Annotated in this window: 12 protein-coding genes and 1 pseudogene; 4 read left to right on the forward strand and 9 right to left on the reverse strand. The window is 59.1% G+C overall.

The genetic code is table 11. The annotated features are described in order from the left end of the window. Nucleotides 1-510: 510 nt before the first annotated feature. Complete coding sequence (locus NQ491_RS02910) at nucleotides 511-1,539, reverse strand: YeiH family protein (protein ID WP_026089487.1); 1,029 nt, start codon at nucleotides 1,537-1,539, stop codon at nucleotides 511-513. 303 nt (nucleotides 1,540-1,842) lie between these two features. On the opposite strand from NQ491_RS02910, the pseudogene NQ491_RS02915 reads away from it, so the two are divergent. Next, nucleotides 1,843-2,133 (forward strand): annotated as a pseudogene (locus NQ491_RS02915) (flavin reductase); the annotation flags it as partial. A 112-nt stretch (nucleotides 2,134-2,245) separates the two neighbouring features. On the opposite strand, the gene glyA reads toward NQ491_RS02915, so the two are convergent. Next, entirely contained in the window at nucleotides 2,246-3,526 is a 1,281-nt protein-coding gene (gene glyA, locus NQ491_RS02920; RefSeq protein ID WP_019244825.1) for a serine hydroxymethyltransferase, read from the reverse strand. A 256-nt stretch (nucleotides 3,527-3,782) separates the two neighbouring features. Here glyA and fabG point away from each other — a divergent pair, with 256 nt between their 5' ends. Further along, nucleotides 3,783-4,529, forward strand: a complete 747-nt coding sequence (fabG, locus tag NQ491_RS02925; protein ID WP_019244824.1) for a 3-oxoacyl-[acyl-carrier-protein] reductase — start codon at nucleotides 3,783-3,785, stop codon at nucleotides 4,527-4,529. A 473-nt stretch (nucleotides 4,530-5,002) separates the two neighbouring features. On the opposite strand, the gene NQ491_RS02930 is transcribed toward fabG, so the two are convergent. Together NQ491_RS02930 and NQ491_RS02935 are read right to left on the reverse strand one after the other, a co-directional pair. Next, a complete protein-coding gene (locus tag NQ491_RS02930) occupies nucleotides 5,003-6,817 on the reverse strand; it encodes a BACON domain-containing protein (RefSeq protein WP_019244823.1) in 1,815 nt (604 codons plus the stop codon). Between the two features lie 240 nt (nucleotides 6,818-7,057). Next, nucleotides 7,058-7,666 carry an adenylate kinase gene (locus tag NQ491_RS02935; protein WP_019244822.1) on the reverse strand — a complete coding sequence of 203 codons (609 nt, stop codon included), beginning with the start codon at nucleotides 7,664-7,666 and terminating at the stop codon, nucleotides 7,058-7,060. A gap of 114 nt (nucleotides 7,667-7,780) precedes the next feature. Here NQ491_RS02935 and thiL point away from each other — a divergent pair, with 114 nt between their 5' ends. Together thiL and NQ491_RS02945 are read left to right on the forward strand one after the other, a co-directional pair. Further along, nucleotides 7,781-8,803 carry a thiamine-phosphate kinase gene (gene thiL, locus NQ491_RS02940; protein WP_019244821.1) on the forward strand — a complete coding sequence of 341 codons (1,023 nt, stop codon included), beginning with the start codon at nucleotides 7,781-7,783 and terminating at the stop codon, nucleotides 8,801-8,803. Between the two features lie 34 nt (nucleotides 8,804-8,837). Then, nucleotides 8,838-9,770 (forward strand): hypothetical protein, encoded by a 933-nt coding sequence (locus NQ491_RS02945; protein WP_019244820.1) that lies wholly within the window; start codon nucleotides 8,838-8,840, stop codon nucleotides 9,768-9,770. Between the two features lie 409 nt (nucleotides 9,771-10,179). Here the strand turns inward: NQ491_RS02945 and NQ491_RS02950 are convergent, their stop codons facing one another. From NQ491_RS02950 to recN, 5 genes are all read right to left on the reverse strand, one after another. Continuing rightward, nucleotides 10,180-11,709 carry an alpha-isopropylmalate synthase regulatory domain-containing protein gene (locus NQ491_RS02950; protein ID WP_019244819.1) on the reverse strand — a complete coding sequence of 510 codons (1,530 nt, stop codon included), beginning with the start codon at nucleotides 11,707-11,709 and terminating at the stop codon, nucleotides 10,180-10,182. A 245-nt stretch (nucleotides 11,710-11,954) separates the two neighbouring features. Then, on the reverse strand, nucleotides 11,955-12,548 hold the full coding sequence (gene leuD, locus NQ491_RS02955; RefSeq protein WP_019244818.1) for a 3-isopropylmalate dehydratase small subunit: 594 nt from the start codon (nucleotides 12,546-12,548) through the stop codon (nucleotides 11,955-11,957). Between the two features lie 31 nt (nucleotides 12,549-12,579). Further along, entirely contained in the window at nucleotides 12,580-13,983 is a 1,404-nt protein-coding gene (gene leuC / locus NQ491_RS02960) for a 3-isopropylmalate dehydratase large subunit (protein WP_019244817.1), read from the reverse strand. A gap of 21 nt (nucleotides 13,984-14,004) precedes the next feature. Further along, a complete protein-coding gene (locus NQ491_RS02965) occupies nucleotides 14,005-15,519 on the reverse strand; it encodes a 2-isopropylmalate synthase (RefSeq protein ID WP_019244816.1) in 1,515 nt (504 codons plus the stop codon). Nucleotides 15,520-15,831: 312 nt separating this feature from the next. Beyond that, nucleotides 15,832-17,496 (reverse strand): DNA repair protein RecN, encoded by a 1,665-nt coding sequence (gene recN, locus NQ491_RS02970; RefSeq protein WP_019244814.1) that lies wholly within the window; start codon nucleotides 17,494-17,496, stop codon nucleotides 15,832-15,834. Nucleotides 17,497-17,515: the final 19 nt, after the last annotated feature.

Here is a 17,515-nt window from a genome sequence, read left to right on the forward strand (position 1 = left end):
ACGCGTAAGGATTTCCCTCTCAGGCAGGCATAGCAGCCCGAAAACACCGCATCCGACAACCAGCCGCAGGTACCGACCGGCAATGCCTTTTCCAAACGCTTCTCATGCCAACGAGGACACTGGCCTTCTGAATATCCGCAGCCCGACGGAGTCCGGCATGTGCCGACGCGCGGCAAGACAACACGTACCGGAACGCTGCGAGACCGATACATGGCCTATCCCAACATGATAGCGTTCCTCGCTCTTACAAATAACGCTCCCATGCGAAAATGAAGAGAGCGGGGACGGGGAGAATAGGGAGAGTAAGAACAGCGGGAGAGCGAGAACAGTCGCACAAGAACCGGCCCGCCGGAGCAAGACCGGACGTTCCGGGGGAAGCGCCATGCCGGATCGAAGCGACTCACCGTCGGTCGAGGTCTCCGAAAAAAACTGTTACGGACGGCGACGGAATGCCAGAAGAATTGCCGAGCCTCCCGGTTTACGCCCGGCTAACACGAGAATCGCTCGCCCCTACATCAATGCGGGAGCCATGTATTTGACCAGCAGCCAACCTCCCCCCACAAGCCACACGAACAGAAGCAACGAGAGCACGAAAGGCTTGGCACCCGCCTTTTTGAACTTTTCGATACTGGTCTCGGCTCCCAGAGCGGTCATGGCCATCGTCAGCAAAAAAGTGTCCAGCGAATGGATGAACGACACGGTCGCCTCCCCTAACAGGCCGAACGAATTGAAGCCTATCACCGCCAGAAACCCGAGCGCGAACCACGGCACGGCGATCCGCCGAGTCACGCCGCCGCAGGACCGCCTGTCCGCAAGCCGACGCCGCCGGGCTCTCACAACCGAAACAGAATAGCTTATCGTCAGCAGCACGGGCACCAGCATCATCACGCGGATCATTTTGACGATGATCGCCGCATCGGATATCTCCCCGTTCATCGCGTTTCCCGCCCCCACCACATGAGCGACCTCGTGCAGCGTGGCTCCGGTGTAAATGCCCATCTGCTCCGGAGTCAGCGAAACGATACCGTGACGATAGAGAACCGGATAGAGAAACATCGAGATCGTCCCGAAGATCACGACCGTCGAAACGGCTACGGCCGTTTTATAGGGTCTGGCGCGGATCGTCGACTCGGCGCCGAGCACGGCGGCGGCTCCGCAGATACCGCTACCGACCGACGTGAGCAGCGCAATGCCCCGATCCATCTTCAGCAGCCGTCCCAACAGGACCCCTCCGCAAATCGTGACGGTCACGACGACCGCATCGATCAGCAGGGCCGGAGCGCCCACGGCCAGCACGTCCTGAAAAGTCAGCCGGAAACCGTACAGAACGATACCCAGCCGCAAAACGCGCTTCGAGCAGAACAGAATGCCGGGAACCCACGTAGCCGGCAACCGGTTGCGCAGACTGTTCGCATAGAGCATGCCCAGCACGATGCCCACGATCATCGGGCTGAACGAAAGGCTTTTGACCCAAGGGAAATCGCCGATATAGAACGCTGCGCAGGAGAACAGAGCGATCAACAGAACGCCGTGCAGCATATTGCCCCTTTCTTCACTCATTTTCATCATCCGGAACGTTTTTACGTCAATGAACCGGGGACAAAGAAACGACATTCGGAGCAAACTCCGAACGACCAAATTCTTATACGCCATAACCGAAAGTTATCGGACGGTCGTCATGCGACCGGCGACACCGGCGAATCGCCCCGCGACACAACCGCTCGCCCCACGATCATAGACGGGCCAGTCATGGCCAGTCCCATGCAAGACCTGCCCGCCCCACGCCACCGATATGTCTGAACACGCACGACTGTCAAGGAAAACACCGTTCAACCCGATACAATGGAAACGAACAAGAAAAATCTCGGGAATCCGTTGGCGCTCTATCCCGAACCGACGACGGTTGCCGGGGCGGAGATCGAAAGAAAAGCGAATCAACTCGCAGCGGGACACACGGAAGTTATCGGCCATGACCGGATACCGGTCAGCCTAAGCAAGAGTCATCACACCAATCAAGGCATAAAGAAGGCGAAAAGACTTTTCGTCAATCTCGTGAGCCGTGACATGCTGCCGAAAGTCGACCATGTAGGGAGCGTAAGCGGTGCGACGGTCGACAAGTCGGAAGCGTTGGCCTGCCGGACACACAATCCGACAGTCCGCCGCCAGAAAAACCCTACACTCTCAAACATCGTCGCCGTGCCCTTCAACGAGACACGGCGACGACTTATACGTTTTTCGGAAGCTCTTACCAAGCGAACAGCGGATAATTCGCCATCAGATCGTTCACCTCCTTGCGGACGGCAGCGATTTCCGTTTCGTTATCGATATCCGAGAGCACGCGGTCGATCAGCGATACGATCGTCTCCATCCGGTCCTCTTTCAGTCCCCGGGTCGTAATGGCCGGCGTACCGACACGGATGCCCGACGTCTGGAACGGCGAGCGGCTGTCGAACGGAACCATGTTCTTGTTCGTCGTGATATCGGCCTGCACGAGGGCTTTTTCGGCCTGCTTGCCCGTCAGATCGGGGAACTTCGTCCGCAGATCGATCAGCATCAGGTGATTGTCGGTACCGCCCGAAACGATCTTATAGCCGCGCGCGGCAAACGCCTCGGCCATCGCCTGAGCGTTCTTGCGCACCTGCTTCTGGTACTCCTTGTACGAAGGATCGAGCGCCTCGCCGAACGCGACGGCCTTGGCCGCGATCACATGCTCCAGCGGCCCGCCCTGAATGCCGGGGAAAACCGCCGAGTTGAGCATGGCGGACATTTTCTTGATCTCGCCCTTCGGCGTCTTGACGCCCCACGGATTGTCGAAATCCTCGCCCATCAGAATCACGCCCCCGCGCGGCCCGCGCAACGTCTTGTGCGTGGTCGAGGTGACGATATGCGCATACTTGACCGGATTGTCGAGCAGTCCGGCGGCGATCAGGCCGGCCGTATGGGCCATATCGACCATCAGCAGCGCGCCGACGCGGTCGGCGATCTCGCGCATGCGCTTGTAGTCCCACTCGCGGCTGTAAGCCGAAGCTCCGCCGATAATCATCTTGGGTTTGTGTTCCAATGCGAGCTTTTCCATCGCATCGTAGTCGATCCGACCGGTACGCTCGTCGAGCTTATACCCCACGGCATGATAGAGAATGCCGGACGTATTGACCGGCGAGCCGTGCGACAGATGGCCGCCGTGCGACAAATCGAGCCCCATGAACGTATCGCCGGGCTTGAGCACCGTGAAAAATACGGCCATATTGGCCTGAGCGCCTGAATGAGGCTGCACGTTGGCATACTTGGCTCCGTAGAGCTCGCACAGGCGGTCGATAGCCAGCTGCTCGACCCGATCGACGACCTCGCAGCCGCCGTAATAACGCGCTCCGGGATATCCTTCCGCATATTTGTTGGTCAGCACCGAGCCCATGGCCTGCATGACCTGTTCGCTTACAAAATTCTCGGAGGCGATCAGCTCGATGCCTTGCATCTGCCGCCGCTTTTCGCTCTCGATCAGATCGAATAGTTTGGTATCCTTTGTCATTATCTTACGGGTTTTAAACGTTGTGCCGATCGGTAAAACGGACGCTCAAAGGTAGTAAAAAAGAGCGACAAAACACAGCGGGCGGTTCCCGATGCCGAAATAAATTGTTACCTTTGCGAAGCTCTTCGCCTCCGGATTTCCGAAGCCGGCGACGGTCCCGGAAACGCGGAGCGCAACGACAGCCCGGAGACGGAGCGATGGCGCCCCGCTTCGGAGCGGAAAACAAAGAGCCATACATTAACTTAAATACAAGCAGATGAAACTACTTGAAGGAAAAGTCGCCGTCGTAACCGGAGCCGCCCGCGGCATCGGCAAGGCGATCGCGCTGCGTTTCGCGGAGGAAGGCGCCTCGGTCGTTTTCACCGATCTGAAAGTCGACGAGAACTTTCAGAACACCGAAAAGGAGCTGCAGGCCCTCGGCGTTCAGGCTAAGGGATACGCGTCGAACGCGGCCGATTTCGAGGACACGGCCGCCGTGGTAGCCCAGATCGTCAAGGATTTCGGCCGGATCGACGTACTGGTCAACAATGCCGGCATCACGCGCGACGGACTGATGATGCGCATGAGCGAGCAGCAGTGGGACATGGTCATCAACGTGAACCTGAAGTCGGCGTTCAACTTCATCCATGCCGTCACGCCCGTGATGATGAAGCAGAAAAGCGGAAGCATCATCAACATGGCTTCGGTCGTCGGCGTATCGGGCAATGCGGGACAGTGCAACTACTCGGCATCGAAAGCCGGACTGATCGGTCTGGCCAAGTCGATCGCCAAGGAGCTCGGTCCGCGAGGAATCCGCGCCAACGCGATCGCCCCGGGCTTCATTATCACCGACATGACCAACGCGCTGTCGGACGAGATCAAGGAACAATGGGCCAAGCAGATTCCGCTGCGGCGCGGAGGTACGCCCGACGACGTCGCCAAGGTCGCCCTGTTCCTCGCTTCGGATCTGTCGTCCTATGTTAGCGGCCAGGTAATCCACGTGTGCGGCGCGATGAACACCTGACACGAAATTCCCGATCCATTCTCTCGAAAGCCTGTCCTGCGGACAGGCTTTTCTCGTTCCGAAAAGCTGCGAGGGGAAAGTTATGAACACACAATAGACAAACAAGGCCGGAATATTCAACAAAAAGACGGAAGCTATGAACAATTCGGGCTGCTTTTGAACAATGCATCGACATGCTATGAACCGATCCGGCCGAAAAACGGGAAGCCGACCCGATCCCCTCCGCCGCACCGAAGCGATGCGCACAAGCGGGACAGCCGGGCCCGACCGTCCGTTCCGCACGAAGCGAACAGACTCACTCTACCGGCTTTCCGCACGAAGCAGGCAACGCCGATAACCATGAACGACTGATTTCCGGCACATATCCAAGAAGTTCTTCCGTGTTCCGATATTTCGTCCAAAGTATGAACACTCAAAAATGAAGGGACGGTCTTTCGACCGTCCCCTGCTTATTTTACACCGAACCATACCGGTTATTGCTGAACGGCGTCCATCGTCGTGAACTCCTCCGAGAACAATCCCGTCGTAACGCCGCTCATATAGCCGAAAGCGATGGCCAAATACCGGGTTCCGGGCTTCAGCTCATCGCCCAGCAGGTCGCTCTGGCAGTAAAGCCCGTCCATCTTGCCTCGAACGCAATACATCTCGATATAGTCGCCCAACGTATAGACGACGGCCTGCATAAACTCCTCGTCGGTCGTATAGTAGCCGCGCAACTCATAAGGCACCACTCCGATATAATACAATTCGTCGTCGACAGAAGGCGTGAAACTCAACACGCACGATCTGTCGGTCCGTTCGCCCACCTGAATTTGGATGGTCATGTCGGACTTCTGGAATTCCGCGGTGGTTACGTTCTTCGTTGCGACCTGCGTCGTGCGTTCGCCCTCGGCACTCACACCGAACACGAACACCGTATAGTCGTGCTGAGGTTTGAACGGAGCGATGCCCAGATCGGAATTCGAGTTGAGCGTCTGCGTCCCCGAATGAATCCGGGGATCGTTGACCCAATCGGTCTGCCAGCCTTCCTCCTCACTGATTTTCATAGCAGCCACTTCGTCCGGCGTGTGCGTTTCGAGGATAGAGGACTCCATGAAAGTCGCATAATAGCGCGTCGAGGAATTCGACGGCACGATCTCCACATCGACGGTCGAGGCTCCGATCTCGACGAAGCGGATATCGAACGTGCAGTCGTCGGTCAGCTCGGCTGCCGCTGTTCGGAAGGGCTTCTTGGAAATGTCGGTCGTGATCGCCCCACGGTCGAGGCCGAAAGCGAACGCATAATAGTCGGTACCGGAAAGAAGCGAGGCCACAGGGAACGACTTGGCCCCCAAATGAACGAAGTCGGACCATGTGGCGCCCGTCAATGCCATGTTGGACCTGATCTGGGCGACGGTCGCCTGCATCAGTTCGCTGTCGCTGCCATGGAAATCGTTTTCAAAGGCTTTTCGCTCGACATAGGCGACGTAATAGGAAACATCGTTGCGCTCGGGCGTCACCTCCAACAACACGCTGTTCTTGGTCACATCCCGCGGTTCAATCGTAAAGGAACAGTCGGTCATAGCCACCGTCTCGAAAATTTCCTTGACCAGCCCCGTCGTAAACTCGCCGTTCGCATCCATACCGTACGCATAGGCGCAATACTCGGTTCCGGGTTTGAATCCGTCTTTCGGAAATACCTGCTTGCCGGTATATAAGACACCGAACTCGAGATATTCGCTCAGGCTCATGCCCCATGAGTCGGCATCGGCTTTGAATCCTTCGAGATCGTGCTCCATCATCTCGCGACCGCTCGCATAAGAATCGATCACGCTCTTTTCGGCAACACCCAAAATGTACGTCATCGAAGCATCGTCGGGCTCCCAGGTTACCCGAGCCGAAGTCGTGGTCAGTTCCTCGATGCGAATGCCGATCGGGGGCTCGGCTCCCTGCTGCTCCACGACGAGTCGGACGCTCTCGGCATCCTCATAGGTCACGATCACTTCTCCCGTGCGAAGATCGTAATCGGGATTGGCATCGACATAGAAAAAAATTTTGCCCTCTGTCGAACAATCGAACGAATGAATCCATGTCGCCCCGCTCGACGAAGCTCGGACGCTCCCGCCGTTCGGGTTTTCAACGAGGCAGGATAGCTCCTGGGGGCCGCCGTCCGCACCGACCGTCAAAGGATTAGGAGTCACCGTCAACTCGGCGGGAGCACTCCCTCCTTCCGACGAATCGTCGCAGGACTGAACGCCCGGCATCAAAAGGACCGTCAGGGCCCAAAAGAACAGTAAATGCTTTTTCATAGTCGAACCAATAGTTTTAACTGCCGAACAATTCGCTCCGGCATTCGATGCGCTAAAGTATGAAATTTCCACGAGAAAATACCACGAAATATTAAGCACGGATAATATAAACGGGCTGTCGACCGACAGTTTTTGCAGACAATACGCAAATCACGGTTACATCATAACCGTCGTTCGCATATTTTCAAGGAACACGCCCGAACACGGTTTTGAATAACCGCATCAAAAATCAAAAGACAACTACCCGACACGGACAGACGCCGCATCCGGCTTTTCAAGCAGCGGATCGATCTGGCAGCAGATGGAACGGAATATCTCCTCTATGCTGCCGATTCCCCGAATCGCACGGAATTTGCCCTGCCGGCGATAATGATCGGCGACGACGGCCGTCTGAGCCTTATAAACATCGATCCGGTTCCGGATCACCGACTCGCAACTGTCGTCGGCACGTCCGCTCTCCTTGCCCCGCTTGAGCAGACGATCGATCAGCTCGTCGTCGGAAACCTCGAGCGCCAGCATCAGATTGACCGGCGTGCCGTGCTGTTCCATAATCTTGTCGAAAGCCTCGGCCTGCGGCGTCGTGCGCGGAAAACCGTCGAAAATGTTTCCTTTGCTCTCCTTATGCTTCGACACATAGTCGGCGATCAGGTCGATCACCAAAGCGTCGGGAGCCAGCTGCCCCTTGTCGATAAAGCCCTTCACGCTGAGGCCGAGAGGCGACCCCTGACGAATTTCCTCGCGGATCACCTCGCCGGTCGATATGTGGTGAAACCCGTATTTCTCGATCAGTCGGGCGGCCTGCGTCCCTTTGCCGGCCCCCGGAGGACCGAACAGCACGATATTCAGCATCGGAATCGAAATTTAGCTTGATATGGAACAAACGTTGACAAAATTAATATAATTTTTCACCTGCGCAAAAGATAAACTATCTTTGTAAATCTGCGACAGCAACCCGAATAACTTATGGAAGGAAAAAAACGAACCGAAATCGCCGAAATCGGAAAATTCGGACTCATCGAACGAATCTGCTCGCGCGTCGAGCCGCAAAACGCCTCGACGGTCAAAGGCTGCGGCGACGATACGGCCGTAATCGACGCGGGCGACCGCTACGTGCTGCTCTCGACCGAACTGCTGCTCGAGGGCGTACATTTCGACCTGACATACTATCCGCTGCAGCATCTGGGCTACAAGGCGGTCGTCGCGGGAATTTCCGATATCCTCGCCATGAACGGAACGCCGCGGCAGATCGAACTGGCGCTCGGCATCCCGGCCCGCTTCTCGGTCGAAATGATCGATCGGCTGTATGACGGGATACGAGCGGCCTGCGACCGTTACCGGACCGATCTGGCAGGCGGAGACACGACAGCCTCGGTCAACGGACTCGCAATCGGCGTGACGGCAGCGGGCGACGTCGCCAAGGACCGGATCGCCTACCGCAGCGGAGCGAAGCCGAACGACCTGATCTGCCTGAGCGGAGATCTGGGCGCCGCCTACATGGGACTCCATCTGCTCGAGCGGGAAAAGAGGGCATGCGGCGGACAACCCGATCCGAAACCGAAGTTCGAGGGACACGAGTACATTCTCGGGCGGCAACTGAAGCCCGAAGCCCGTACCGACATAATCGAACGGCTGGCCGAAGCGGGCATCGTGCCGACCTCGATGATCGACATCACGGACGGCCTGGCGTCCGAAACGCTGCACCTGTGCAAAAGTTCGGGTTGCGGAGCGCGCATCTACCTCGACCGCCTGCCGATCGCCCGACAGACGCACGATATGGCCGAAGAACTGCACGCCGATCCGGTCGTCGCGGCGCTCAACGGAGGTCAGGACTACGAGCTGCTGTTCACGGTGCCGCTATCGAAACAGCAGGAAATCTTCGCGCTGGGCGTCGACGTGATCGGGCACGTCACGGCCGCAGGAACCGGCGCCATGCTCGTCACGCCCGACGGCTCGGAAATCGCGCTGAAGGCGCCGGGCTGGAAATAGCCGCGCGGCAGAAAACGCCTCCAAGGACGAAACGATGCAAAAAATCGAATACGGCGATCTGTACAAATTCTTCGTCTCGGTCGGAGTCATTCTGATCGGGTTCGCCGTACTGATTCCGTACTTTTACCTGAAAGAGGATTTCGGGCTCTGCGTCCCGCAGTCCGACATGGCCCGCTTCGAGCCGGAAGTACGGCAGATCATACGCACGAAACAACAGCTGCTGCTCCGCGTGCAGAACTACGTTCCGTACCTGTCGCTCGCCATGTTCGCGACCGGGACCCTGTCGGTCGCTGCGGGACTGTACAAATGGAGCCGGCGGCAACGGCAGGCCGACGCCAAGTTCGATCTGGAAGTCAAACGGCTCGACTTGCAGATACGGGCGCTTTCGCCTGAGGAAACGAAAGAGAAGATCGCCCGCGAGGTGGACGAAATCACCCGGCAGAAACCCTCGGGAGCGAAAAAACCGGACAAGCCTTCCGGCCCGGTACAAGCCGGAGAGCGGGCAAGATACATCAGCGAATACTACGACGTCGAGCGGGCGGTTATCGAATCGTTCGAGAAACGGCTGTCGGACAGGAAAGAATACGAGATAAAACCGCAGACGGAGATAGGCGACCGGCTGCACTTGGATATGCTGCTGCTTTCCCGCGACAACGGGCTCCGGAGCGACAAAATAATCGAGATCAAGTATTTCAGAAACGGGCTGAGCGGGAAATACGTTCTCGACATCGTTCGACAAATGAATACGTGCCTCTGCCGCTACCGGGGCCTTACGGGCAGACGGGCCGCGCCCGTGCTGCTGATCGTCTACAACCGGGAACGCGACTCGGCGGAAAGCGCGGCCCGGTTCGGCGACAGAATCCGCTCGGCGGCCGAAGGTCTCCCGGATATGGAAGAGTTGAAAATGCGGCTGATCGACCGCTCGGAAATCGGTATGTTCGACCCGAGAGAACTGGTCGCGCAATAGCAGGAAACGTTCCGCAACGAGTAACTTTTTCCCGCTTTTCATTCCCCGGAAATCGCGCCGTTCCCGTTCGAAATAAAATTTACGAAAACCGGACGAAGTCCGTTTCGGAGCGCAAGCGGCGACTTTCGCCTACTTCGGCCCGTCCTCGGAGCCGCCCGGCCGCAGACCGTTTGTTACGATCCGCCACACGCGAGTTTCATTGAGTACGAGCCGGCTGCCACCATCGGCTACAAGCGACACGAAGCCGAACCGCATTGTCCGTTGACTTCAGCGTAACGATACGGGAACGCCGCCAAACAGAAACGAATTCAGGGAACGGCCCCTCTCCCCGCAGTAGGTACGAACGGACGCGCCGGCACCTTCCGGAGTCGCAAACGGGAATACACGCGCATGTCCGGGAAGCAGGTATTTACGCCTGCATATTTTCCAGTTTGTTGAGCATCTTGAGCGTGGCCTTGATCGCCGCCTCGGTCTGGTCGGCATCCAGCCCGCGCGTCTTGAACGTCTCGCCCCGGTATTCCCAGGTAATGTAGGTCTGGACGAAAGCGTCGGTCCGGCCGCCGGGAGGAATCGAGACCGTATAGTTGACCAGCATCGGGAACTCGCGCCGGAGCTGCTCCTTGTATATCTTGCGAAGCGCGCGCATAAAGGCGTCGTACTGGCCGTCGCCCGACGAGGTCTGCTCGTACTCCTCGTCGTTGATCCGGATCTTGAGCGTGGCCACGGGCCGGAGGCCCTGCGACAGCGACAGGTTGTAATTGAGAATGTGTACTTGCGTCTCGTAAACGTCCTGTTTCAGTACGTCGGCGATGATGTAGGGCAGGTCCTCCGACGTGACGGCCTGCTTCTTGTCGCCCAGCTCGATGATCCGCTCGGTCACCTTGCGCATCGCCTCGTCGTCGAGATCGATGCCGAGCGTTTCCAGATTCTTCTTGATATTGGCCTTGCCCGAGGTTTTTCCCAGCGCATACTCGCGGACACGGCCGAAACGTTCGGGCAGCAGATCGTTGTAATAGAGGTGGCTTTTGTTGTCGCCGTCGGCATGAATGCCCGCGCACTGCGTGAAGACATTTTCGCCGACGACCGGCTCGTTGGCCGGGATATGGATACCGGTATAGGTCTCGACCAACCGGCTCACATGGTTGATGTTCTTCTCGACGATCGCGTTACGCACCTTCAGATGGTCGTTCAGCACAGCCGCAACGCTCGACAGGGGCGCGTTGCCGGCCCGCTCCCCCAGCCCGTTGACGGTCGTATGGATTCCCCGTACGCCCGCCTTGACAGCGGCCATGACATTCGCCACGGCCAGATCGTAATCGTTGTGGGCATGGAAGTCGAAATGCAGTTCCGGATAACGCTCGACCATCTCGCGGCAGAACGCATAGCACTCGTCGGGAGCGAGCACGCCGAGCGTATCGGGGATCATGAAACGCGCGATCGGCCGATCGCGCAGCGCGTCGATCATCCCGTAAACGTAATCCTTGGAAAAGCGCATGCCGTTCGACCAGTCCTCCAGATAGAGATTGACCGCGATACCCTCGGCCGAGGCAGCCTCGATCGCCTCGCAAATATCGGCTACGTGCTGTTCGGGCGTCTTGCGCAACTGCAACTCGCAATGGCGCAACGAACCTTTGGCAAGCAGATTCATCACGCGGCATCCGGCATCGGCGATCCACCGCAGCGAAACTCCGCCGTCGACGAAACCCAAAACCTCCACCCGGTCGAGAAAACCGCGTTCCTCGGCCCAGCGGGCGATACGCCGCACCGACTCGAACTCTCCGTCGGAAACCCGGGCCGAGGCTACCTCGATCCGGTCGACATGCAGTTCGTCGAGCAACAGACGCGCGATGCTCAGCTTCTCACGCACGGTAAACGACACTCCCGAAGTCTGCTCGCCGTCGCGCAAGGTCGTATCCAGTATTTCGATGCGATCCACCATAGACAATCAATCTCTTTTTCAAAATCCGTCCGGAAATCCGTTCCGAGTCCCCGTCCCACCGGACGACAAGGGGTAGGGTCCTCGGCCGAGCGTTCCGAATCGCCGGCACTCGTCCCGGCCGGCCTTTCACTCCGCCCCCGGACTGCCCGCCCGATCACGCACGGAGCGGCAGCCCCCCGAAGACCATTTTTCACCGCCTGCCGTTCTGCGGACTTTCGCAGAACGACGGACGACCGAAGGACAAACTACGCATGCGCCTGCTCGTAGCGGGTGATGTCGTCGCGGATGCTGAGCAGATAATCCACGTCGTCGTAGCCGTTCAGCAGACACTCCTTCTTATAGCCGTCGATGTCGAAAGACGCCTGCTCGCCGGTGGAGAGAATCGTGAACGTCTGATTCGGCAGATCGACCTCGAAACGAGCCTGCGGATCGGCCGCGATCGCAGCGAAGATCTTTTCCAAGAAAGGCTCGCTGAGCTGAACCGGCAGCAGGCCGTTGTTCAGCGCATTGTTCTTGAATATGTCGGCGAAAAAACTCGACACGACCACGCGGAAGCCGTAGTCGAAAATGGCCCAGGCCGCGTGCTCGCGCGACGAGCCGCAACCGAAGTTCTTCGCGGCGACCAAAATCTCGCCCCCGTAGCGCGAATCGTTCAGCGGAAAACCGTCCACGCGCGCGCCGGCCTTGTCGAAGCGCCAGTCGCGGAACAGGTTGTCGCCGAATCCCTTCCGCTCGACGGCTTTCAGGAAGCGGGCGGGAATGATCTGGTCGGTATCGATGTTCTCTATGTTCAACGGGCAGGCCGTCGTCGTCAGACGGGTAAATTTCGGAATAGACATGACAAATATCGCTTTAAGTTCAACGAATCGGTTAGAGACCGAACACCTCGCGCGGATCGGAAACGCATCCGGTCACGGCGGCGGCGGCAGCTACCAGCGGTCCGGCCAGCATCGTACGCGCGCCGGGCCCCTGACGCCCCTCGAAGTTGCGGTTCGACGTCGAAACGCTGTACATCCCGGCGGGAATCTTGTCGGCGTTCATTGCCAGACAGGCCGAGCAGCCGGGCTGACGGAGTTCGAAACCCGCCTCGGCCAGTATCTTGTCCAACCCCTCGGCACGGGCCTGCGCCTCGACCCCTTTCGAGCCGGGAACGAGCCATGCGGTCACATGGGGCGCTTTGCGGCGACCCTTGACGGCATGGGCGAACTGGCGGAAATCCTCGATGCGTCCGTTCGTGCAGCTGCCCAAGAAAACATAGTCGACCCGCTTGCCGAGCATCGGCTCGCCGCTACGGAAATCCATGTAGGCGAGCGCTTTGGAGAAGCTCACGCGGTCGCTGCCGCTCAGACCCTCGTCGGAGGGAATCGTTCCGGTGATGCCGACGCCCATGCCCGGATTCGTGCCGTAGGTAATCATCGGCTCGATATCGGCGGCATCGAAGCGGTACTCCGTATCGAAACGGGCGTCGGGATCGGAATAAAGCTCTTTCCAGCGTTCGACGGCCCGGTCGAAATCGGCGCCCTTCGGCGCACGCTCGCGCCCCCGAACGTAGTCGAACGTAGTCTGGTCCGGAGCGATGATGCCGCCGCGGGCTCCGCACTCGATGCTCATGTTGCAGACGGTCATCCGCTCCTCCATCGACAAGGCCCGGATCGCCTCGCCGGCGAACTCGATGAAATGGCCCGTGCCGCCCGAAGCGGAAATCCGGGATATGACGTACAGGATGATGTCCTTGGCCGTCACGCCCGGGCCGCGCCGTCCGTCGACGGTAATGCGCATCGTCTTGGGTTTGGGCTGCAGGATACACTGCGAGGCGAAAACCATCTCTACCTCCGACGTACCGATGCCGAATGCGACGGCGCCGAAAGCCCCGTGCGTCGACGTATGGCTGTCGCCGCAGACGATCGTCATACCCGGCTGCGTAATGCCCAGCTCGGGGCCCACGATATGCACGACCCCGTGACGCGGACTGCCGAGTTTGAAATACTCGACTCCGTTCGCCTCGCAGTTGCGACCGAACGATTCGAGCTGCATCCGGCTCTGCTCTTCGGCAACCGGTTTGTCCTGATCGACGGTCGGCACGTTATGGTCGGGCGTACCGGTCGTCCGGTCGGGACGGGCTACCTTGATTCCCCGGTTACGCAAACCCAGAAAGGCCACGGGCGAGGTCACCTCGTGGATATAGTGGCGGTCGATATACAGCACGCTCCGGCCCCCGTCCAGCTGACGGACCGTATGAGCGTCCCATACCTTGTCAAAAAGAGTCTTTCCCATCTGTTCGGTATTTAAGTGTTCTTATTCTGCCTTCTCCGTCGCATTGAGCAGATTCAGCGCATCGACGAACGCCTCGACGGCCGCCTTCACGACATCGGTATTGGCCGAAAAGCCGTGGACGAGCATCTGTCCGCAACGCACCTGCACGTGTACGCGCCCCACGTCGTCGCTGCCCTTGTTCATCGCCTGAATCAGGAACTCGGTGATCTGCACCGTCTCGTTGATCAGCGTCTTGATCGCCTTGACGGCCGCATCGACCGGTCCGTTCCCGGTGCAGGTCGCCGTACGTTCGCTGCCGCCGATCTTCAGAATGACCGTCGCGGTCGGAATCAGCGTACCGGTCAGTATCTGCAAGTATTTCAGCTTGATCCGCTTGGTTATCTTCTCGCCCGTCGTCGCGCCGACCAGATAGAGCAGGTCGTCGTCGCGGATATCCTTCTTCTTATCGGCCAGATCGAGAAACTTGGCGTACACCTCGTCCAGCTCGGTCTGCTCGAGCTTGAAACCGAGCAGATCGAGACGATGGCTCAGCGCCGCGCGACCGCTGCGGGCCGTAAGCGCGATGACCGACTCGTCGAGTCCCACATCGACCGGATCGATGATCTCGTAGCTCTCGCGGTTCTTGAGCACGCCGTCCTGATGAATGCCCGACGAGTGGGCGAACGCATTGCGGCCGACGATCGCCTTGTTGGCCTGAACGGGCATGTTCATCATGCTGGCGACCATGCGGCTCGTCGAAGTCAGCAATTTCGAGTCGATGCTCGTATCGATGCCCAAGTGCTTGTGACAGCGCAACGCCATCACGACCTCCTCGAGCGCCGTGTTGCCGGCCCGCTCGCCGATGCCGTTGATCGTCACCTCGACCTGACGGGCTCCGCTGATCACGCCTTCGAGCGTGTTGGCCGTCGCCATGCCCAGATCGTTATGGCAATGGGTCGAAATGATCGCGCGGTGGATGTTGGGCACATGCTCGACAAGATACCTGATCTTGCGGGCGTACTCCTGCGGCAGGCAATAGCCCGTCGTATCGGGGATGTTGACGACCGTCGCCCCGGCCCCGATCACGGCCTCGATCACGCGCGCGAGGTACTCGTTGTCGGCACGCCCGGCGTCTTCGGCATAGAACTCGACGTCCTCGACATACTTCTTCGCATGCCTGACGGCCGCTACGGCCCGCTCGATGATCTGCTCCGGAGTGGAATTGAGCTTATAGTAGATGTGCGAGTGCGATACGCCGATGCCCGTATGTATCCGTTTGTGCTTGGCCAGAGCCAGCGCGTCGGCCGCCACGTCGATGTCGTTCTGCACGGCCCGCGTCAGCGCGCAGATCGTCGGCCGGGAAACGGCCTTCGATATTTCCCGGACCGAATTGAAATCGCCGGGACTCGACACGGGAAAGCCGGCCTCGATGATATCCACGCCCAGCGCTTCGAGCGCCCGGGCCACCTCCATTTTTTCGATCGTATTGAGCTGACAGCCGGGAACCTGTTCCCCGTCGCGCAGCGTCGTGTCGAAAATGTACAATTTCTCGCTCATGACTTCTCCTCCCTATTTAACAACGTTCCAAAATCGCATTGTTACAAAATTAGCCCGATTGTTAAATTTTATCTCGAATTGCAAATATATAAATACGACACCTAAAATCAAAATGAATCGCCGAACCGCTTCCCGGCCGCGCGGAAACCCCGGTTTGCCATCGGAAAAATCCGACCGCAAAAAGCGAAAAAAACGCACGGCCGATCCACCAGCATTGCAAAAAATCACCCGACGTCCCGACATTCCGTCACGCGATACGAGGAAATCCCGTCTCGGAAGCCGGGACGAAATACCGGAACGTCCGGACCTCCGTCAGCAGGCCCGGTCGCCGAGCAGCAGGCGGGCCTGCTCGCGCGCCGCCTCGGTCACGTCGGTCCCGCTGAGCATGCGGGCGATCTGCTCGACGCGTTCGGAAGGCGCCAGCTTCCTGATACGAGTCGCCGTGCCGGAGGCAGACTCCTCCTTATATACGAAAAAGTGGTCGCTCCCCTTGGCAGCCACCTGAGGCAAATGCGTGATATTGATTACCTGCAAGCCGGACGAAAGGCGAACGATGATCTCGCCCATGCGGTCAGCCACCGACCCGGAAACGCCCGTATCGATCTCGTCGAAGATCACCGTAGGAAGCTGCCCCGAACGGGCGACGAGCGACTTGAGACTCAGCATCAGCCGAGACATCTCGCCCCCGGAGGCCACCTTCTCGACCGGCTGGAGCGGCATCCGCCGGTTGGCCGTGAACAGGAAGCGTATCGTATCCGCACCGTCGGGCCGCAACTCCGCGGCCGGCGCGATCTCGATCCGCAGAACGGCCGACTCCATGCCGAGCTCGGCGAGCATCCCCGCTATCTGCTCTTCGATCCGCGGAGCGGCCGCCGTACGAACCGCCGTCAGCTCGCCCGCGATCCGGACAGCCTCGGCACGCAACCGCTCGACCTGCTGCCGCATTTGGGCAATCGCCTCGGCACCGCCTTCGATATCCGCCAGTTGCGCTTCGTATCGGGCCTGCAATGCGAGCAGTTCGGAAACGGAAGCGACTCGATGCTTCTGCTGGAGCGAATAGATGCGGTCCAGACGGGCAGTTACCTGTTCGAGTCGCCGGGGATCAGCATCGATCCGGTCGGCGCCGGAAGCGGCCTCGGAAGCCAGATCCTTCAGATCGAGCGCCGCCGCGTGCAAGCGGGCATAAAATTCCTCGGCCCGGGGATAGACTTCGGTTATGCGGCCGACCGACGTTTCGACGCTCTTGAGCCGCGAAAGCAGGCTATCCTCGGCCCCTTCCAGCTCGGAAGCGGCGAAAAGCAACGTATCGCGGATCTCCGAGGCATGCGACAGCTCGGACAGACCGGCCTCCAGCTCCTGCTGCTCGTTCTCCGACAATTTCGCCTCACGCAGCTCGTTCAACTGAAAGGAAACGTACTCCCGGTCGCGGCCGCTCTGCTCGGCCCGGACCCGAAGTGTCTCCAACTCGCTCTCGCAACGGCGGAGCTCGCCGTATATCCGGCGATACTCCCCCAGCCTGTCGCCGGCCTCTCCCACGCTGTCGAGCAAACCGGTCCGGAAACGGCTGTCGCCCAACAGCAGCGTCTGGTGCTGCGAATGAATATCGATCAGTCGGACGCCGATCTCGCGCAAGGCCGTCAGCTGGACGGGAAGATCGTTGACGTAAGCGCGGCTCTTGCCGGCGGGCGTAATCACCCGCCGCACGACGGTCCGCTCGTCATAGTCCACATCGAGCGACCCGAACAGCGGCTCCAAGCCGTAACCCCGGACGTCGAACTCGGCCTCGACGACGCAGTTGCGCCCCGAGTCCTTGATCGCGGCCGCGTCGGCGCGAGCTCCCAGCACCAGCCCCAGCGCGCCGAGCAGGATCGACTTGCCGGCTCCGGTCTCGCCGGTAATGATATTCAGCCCGGCGGCGAACTCGATGTCCAGCCGGTCAATCAGCGCATAATTCTCGACCGTCAAACGACACAGCATATCCCGTATGAATTAAACG

Source organism: Alistipes ihumii AP11, from assembly GCF_025144665.1.
GTDB lineage: Bacteria > Bacteroidota > Bacteroidia > Bacteroidales > Rikenellaceae > Alistipes_A > Alistipes_A ihumii.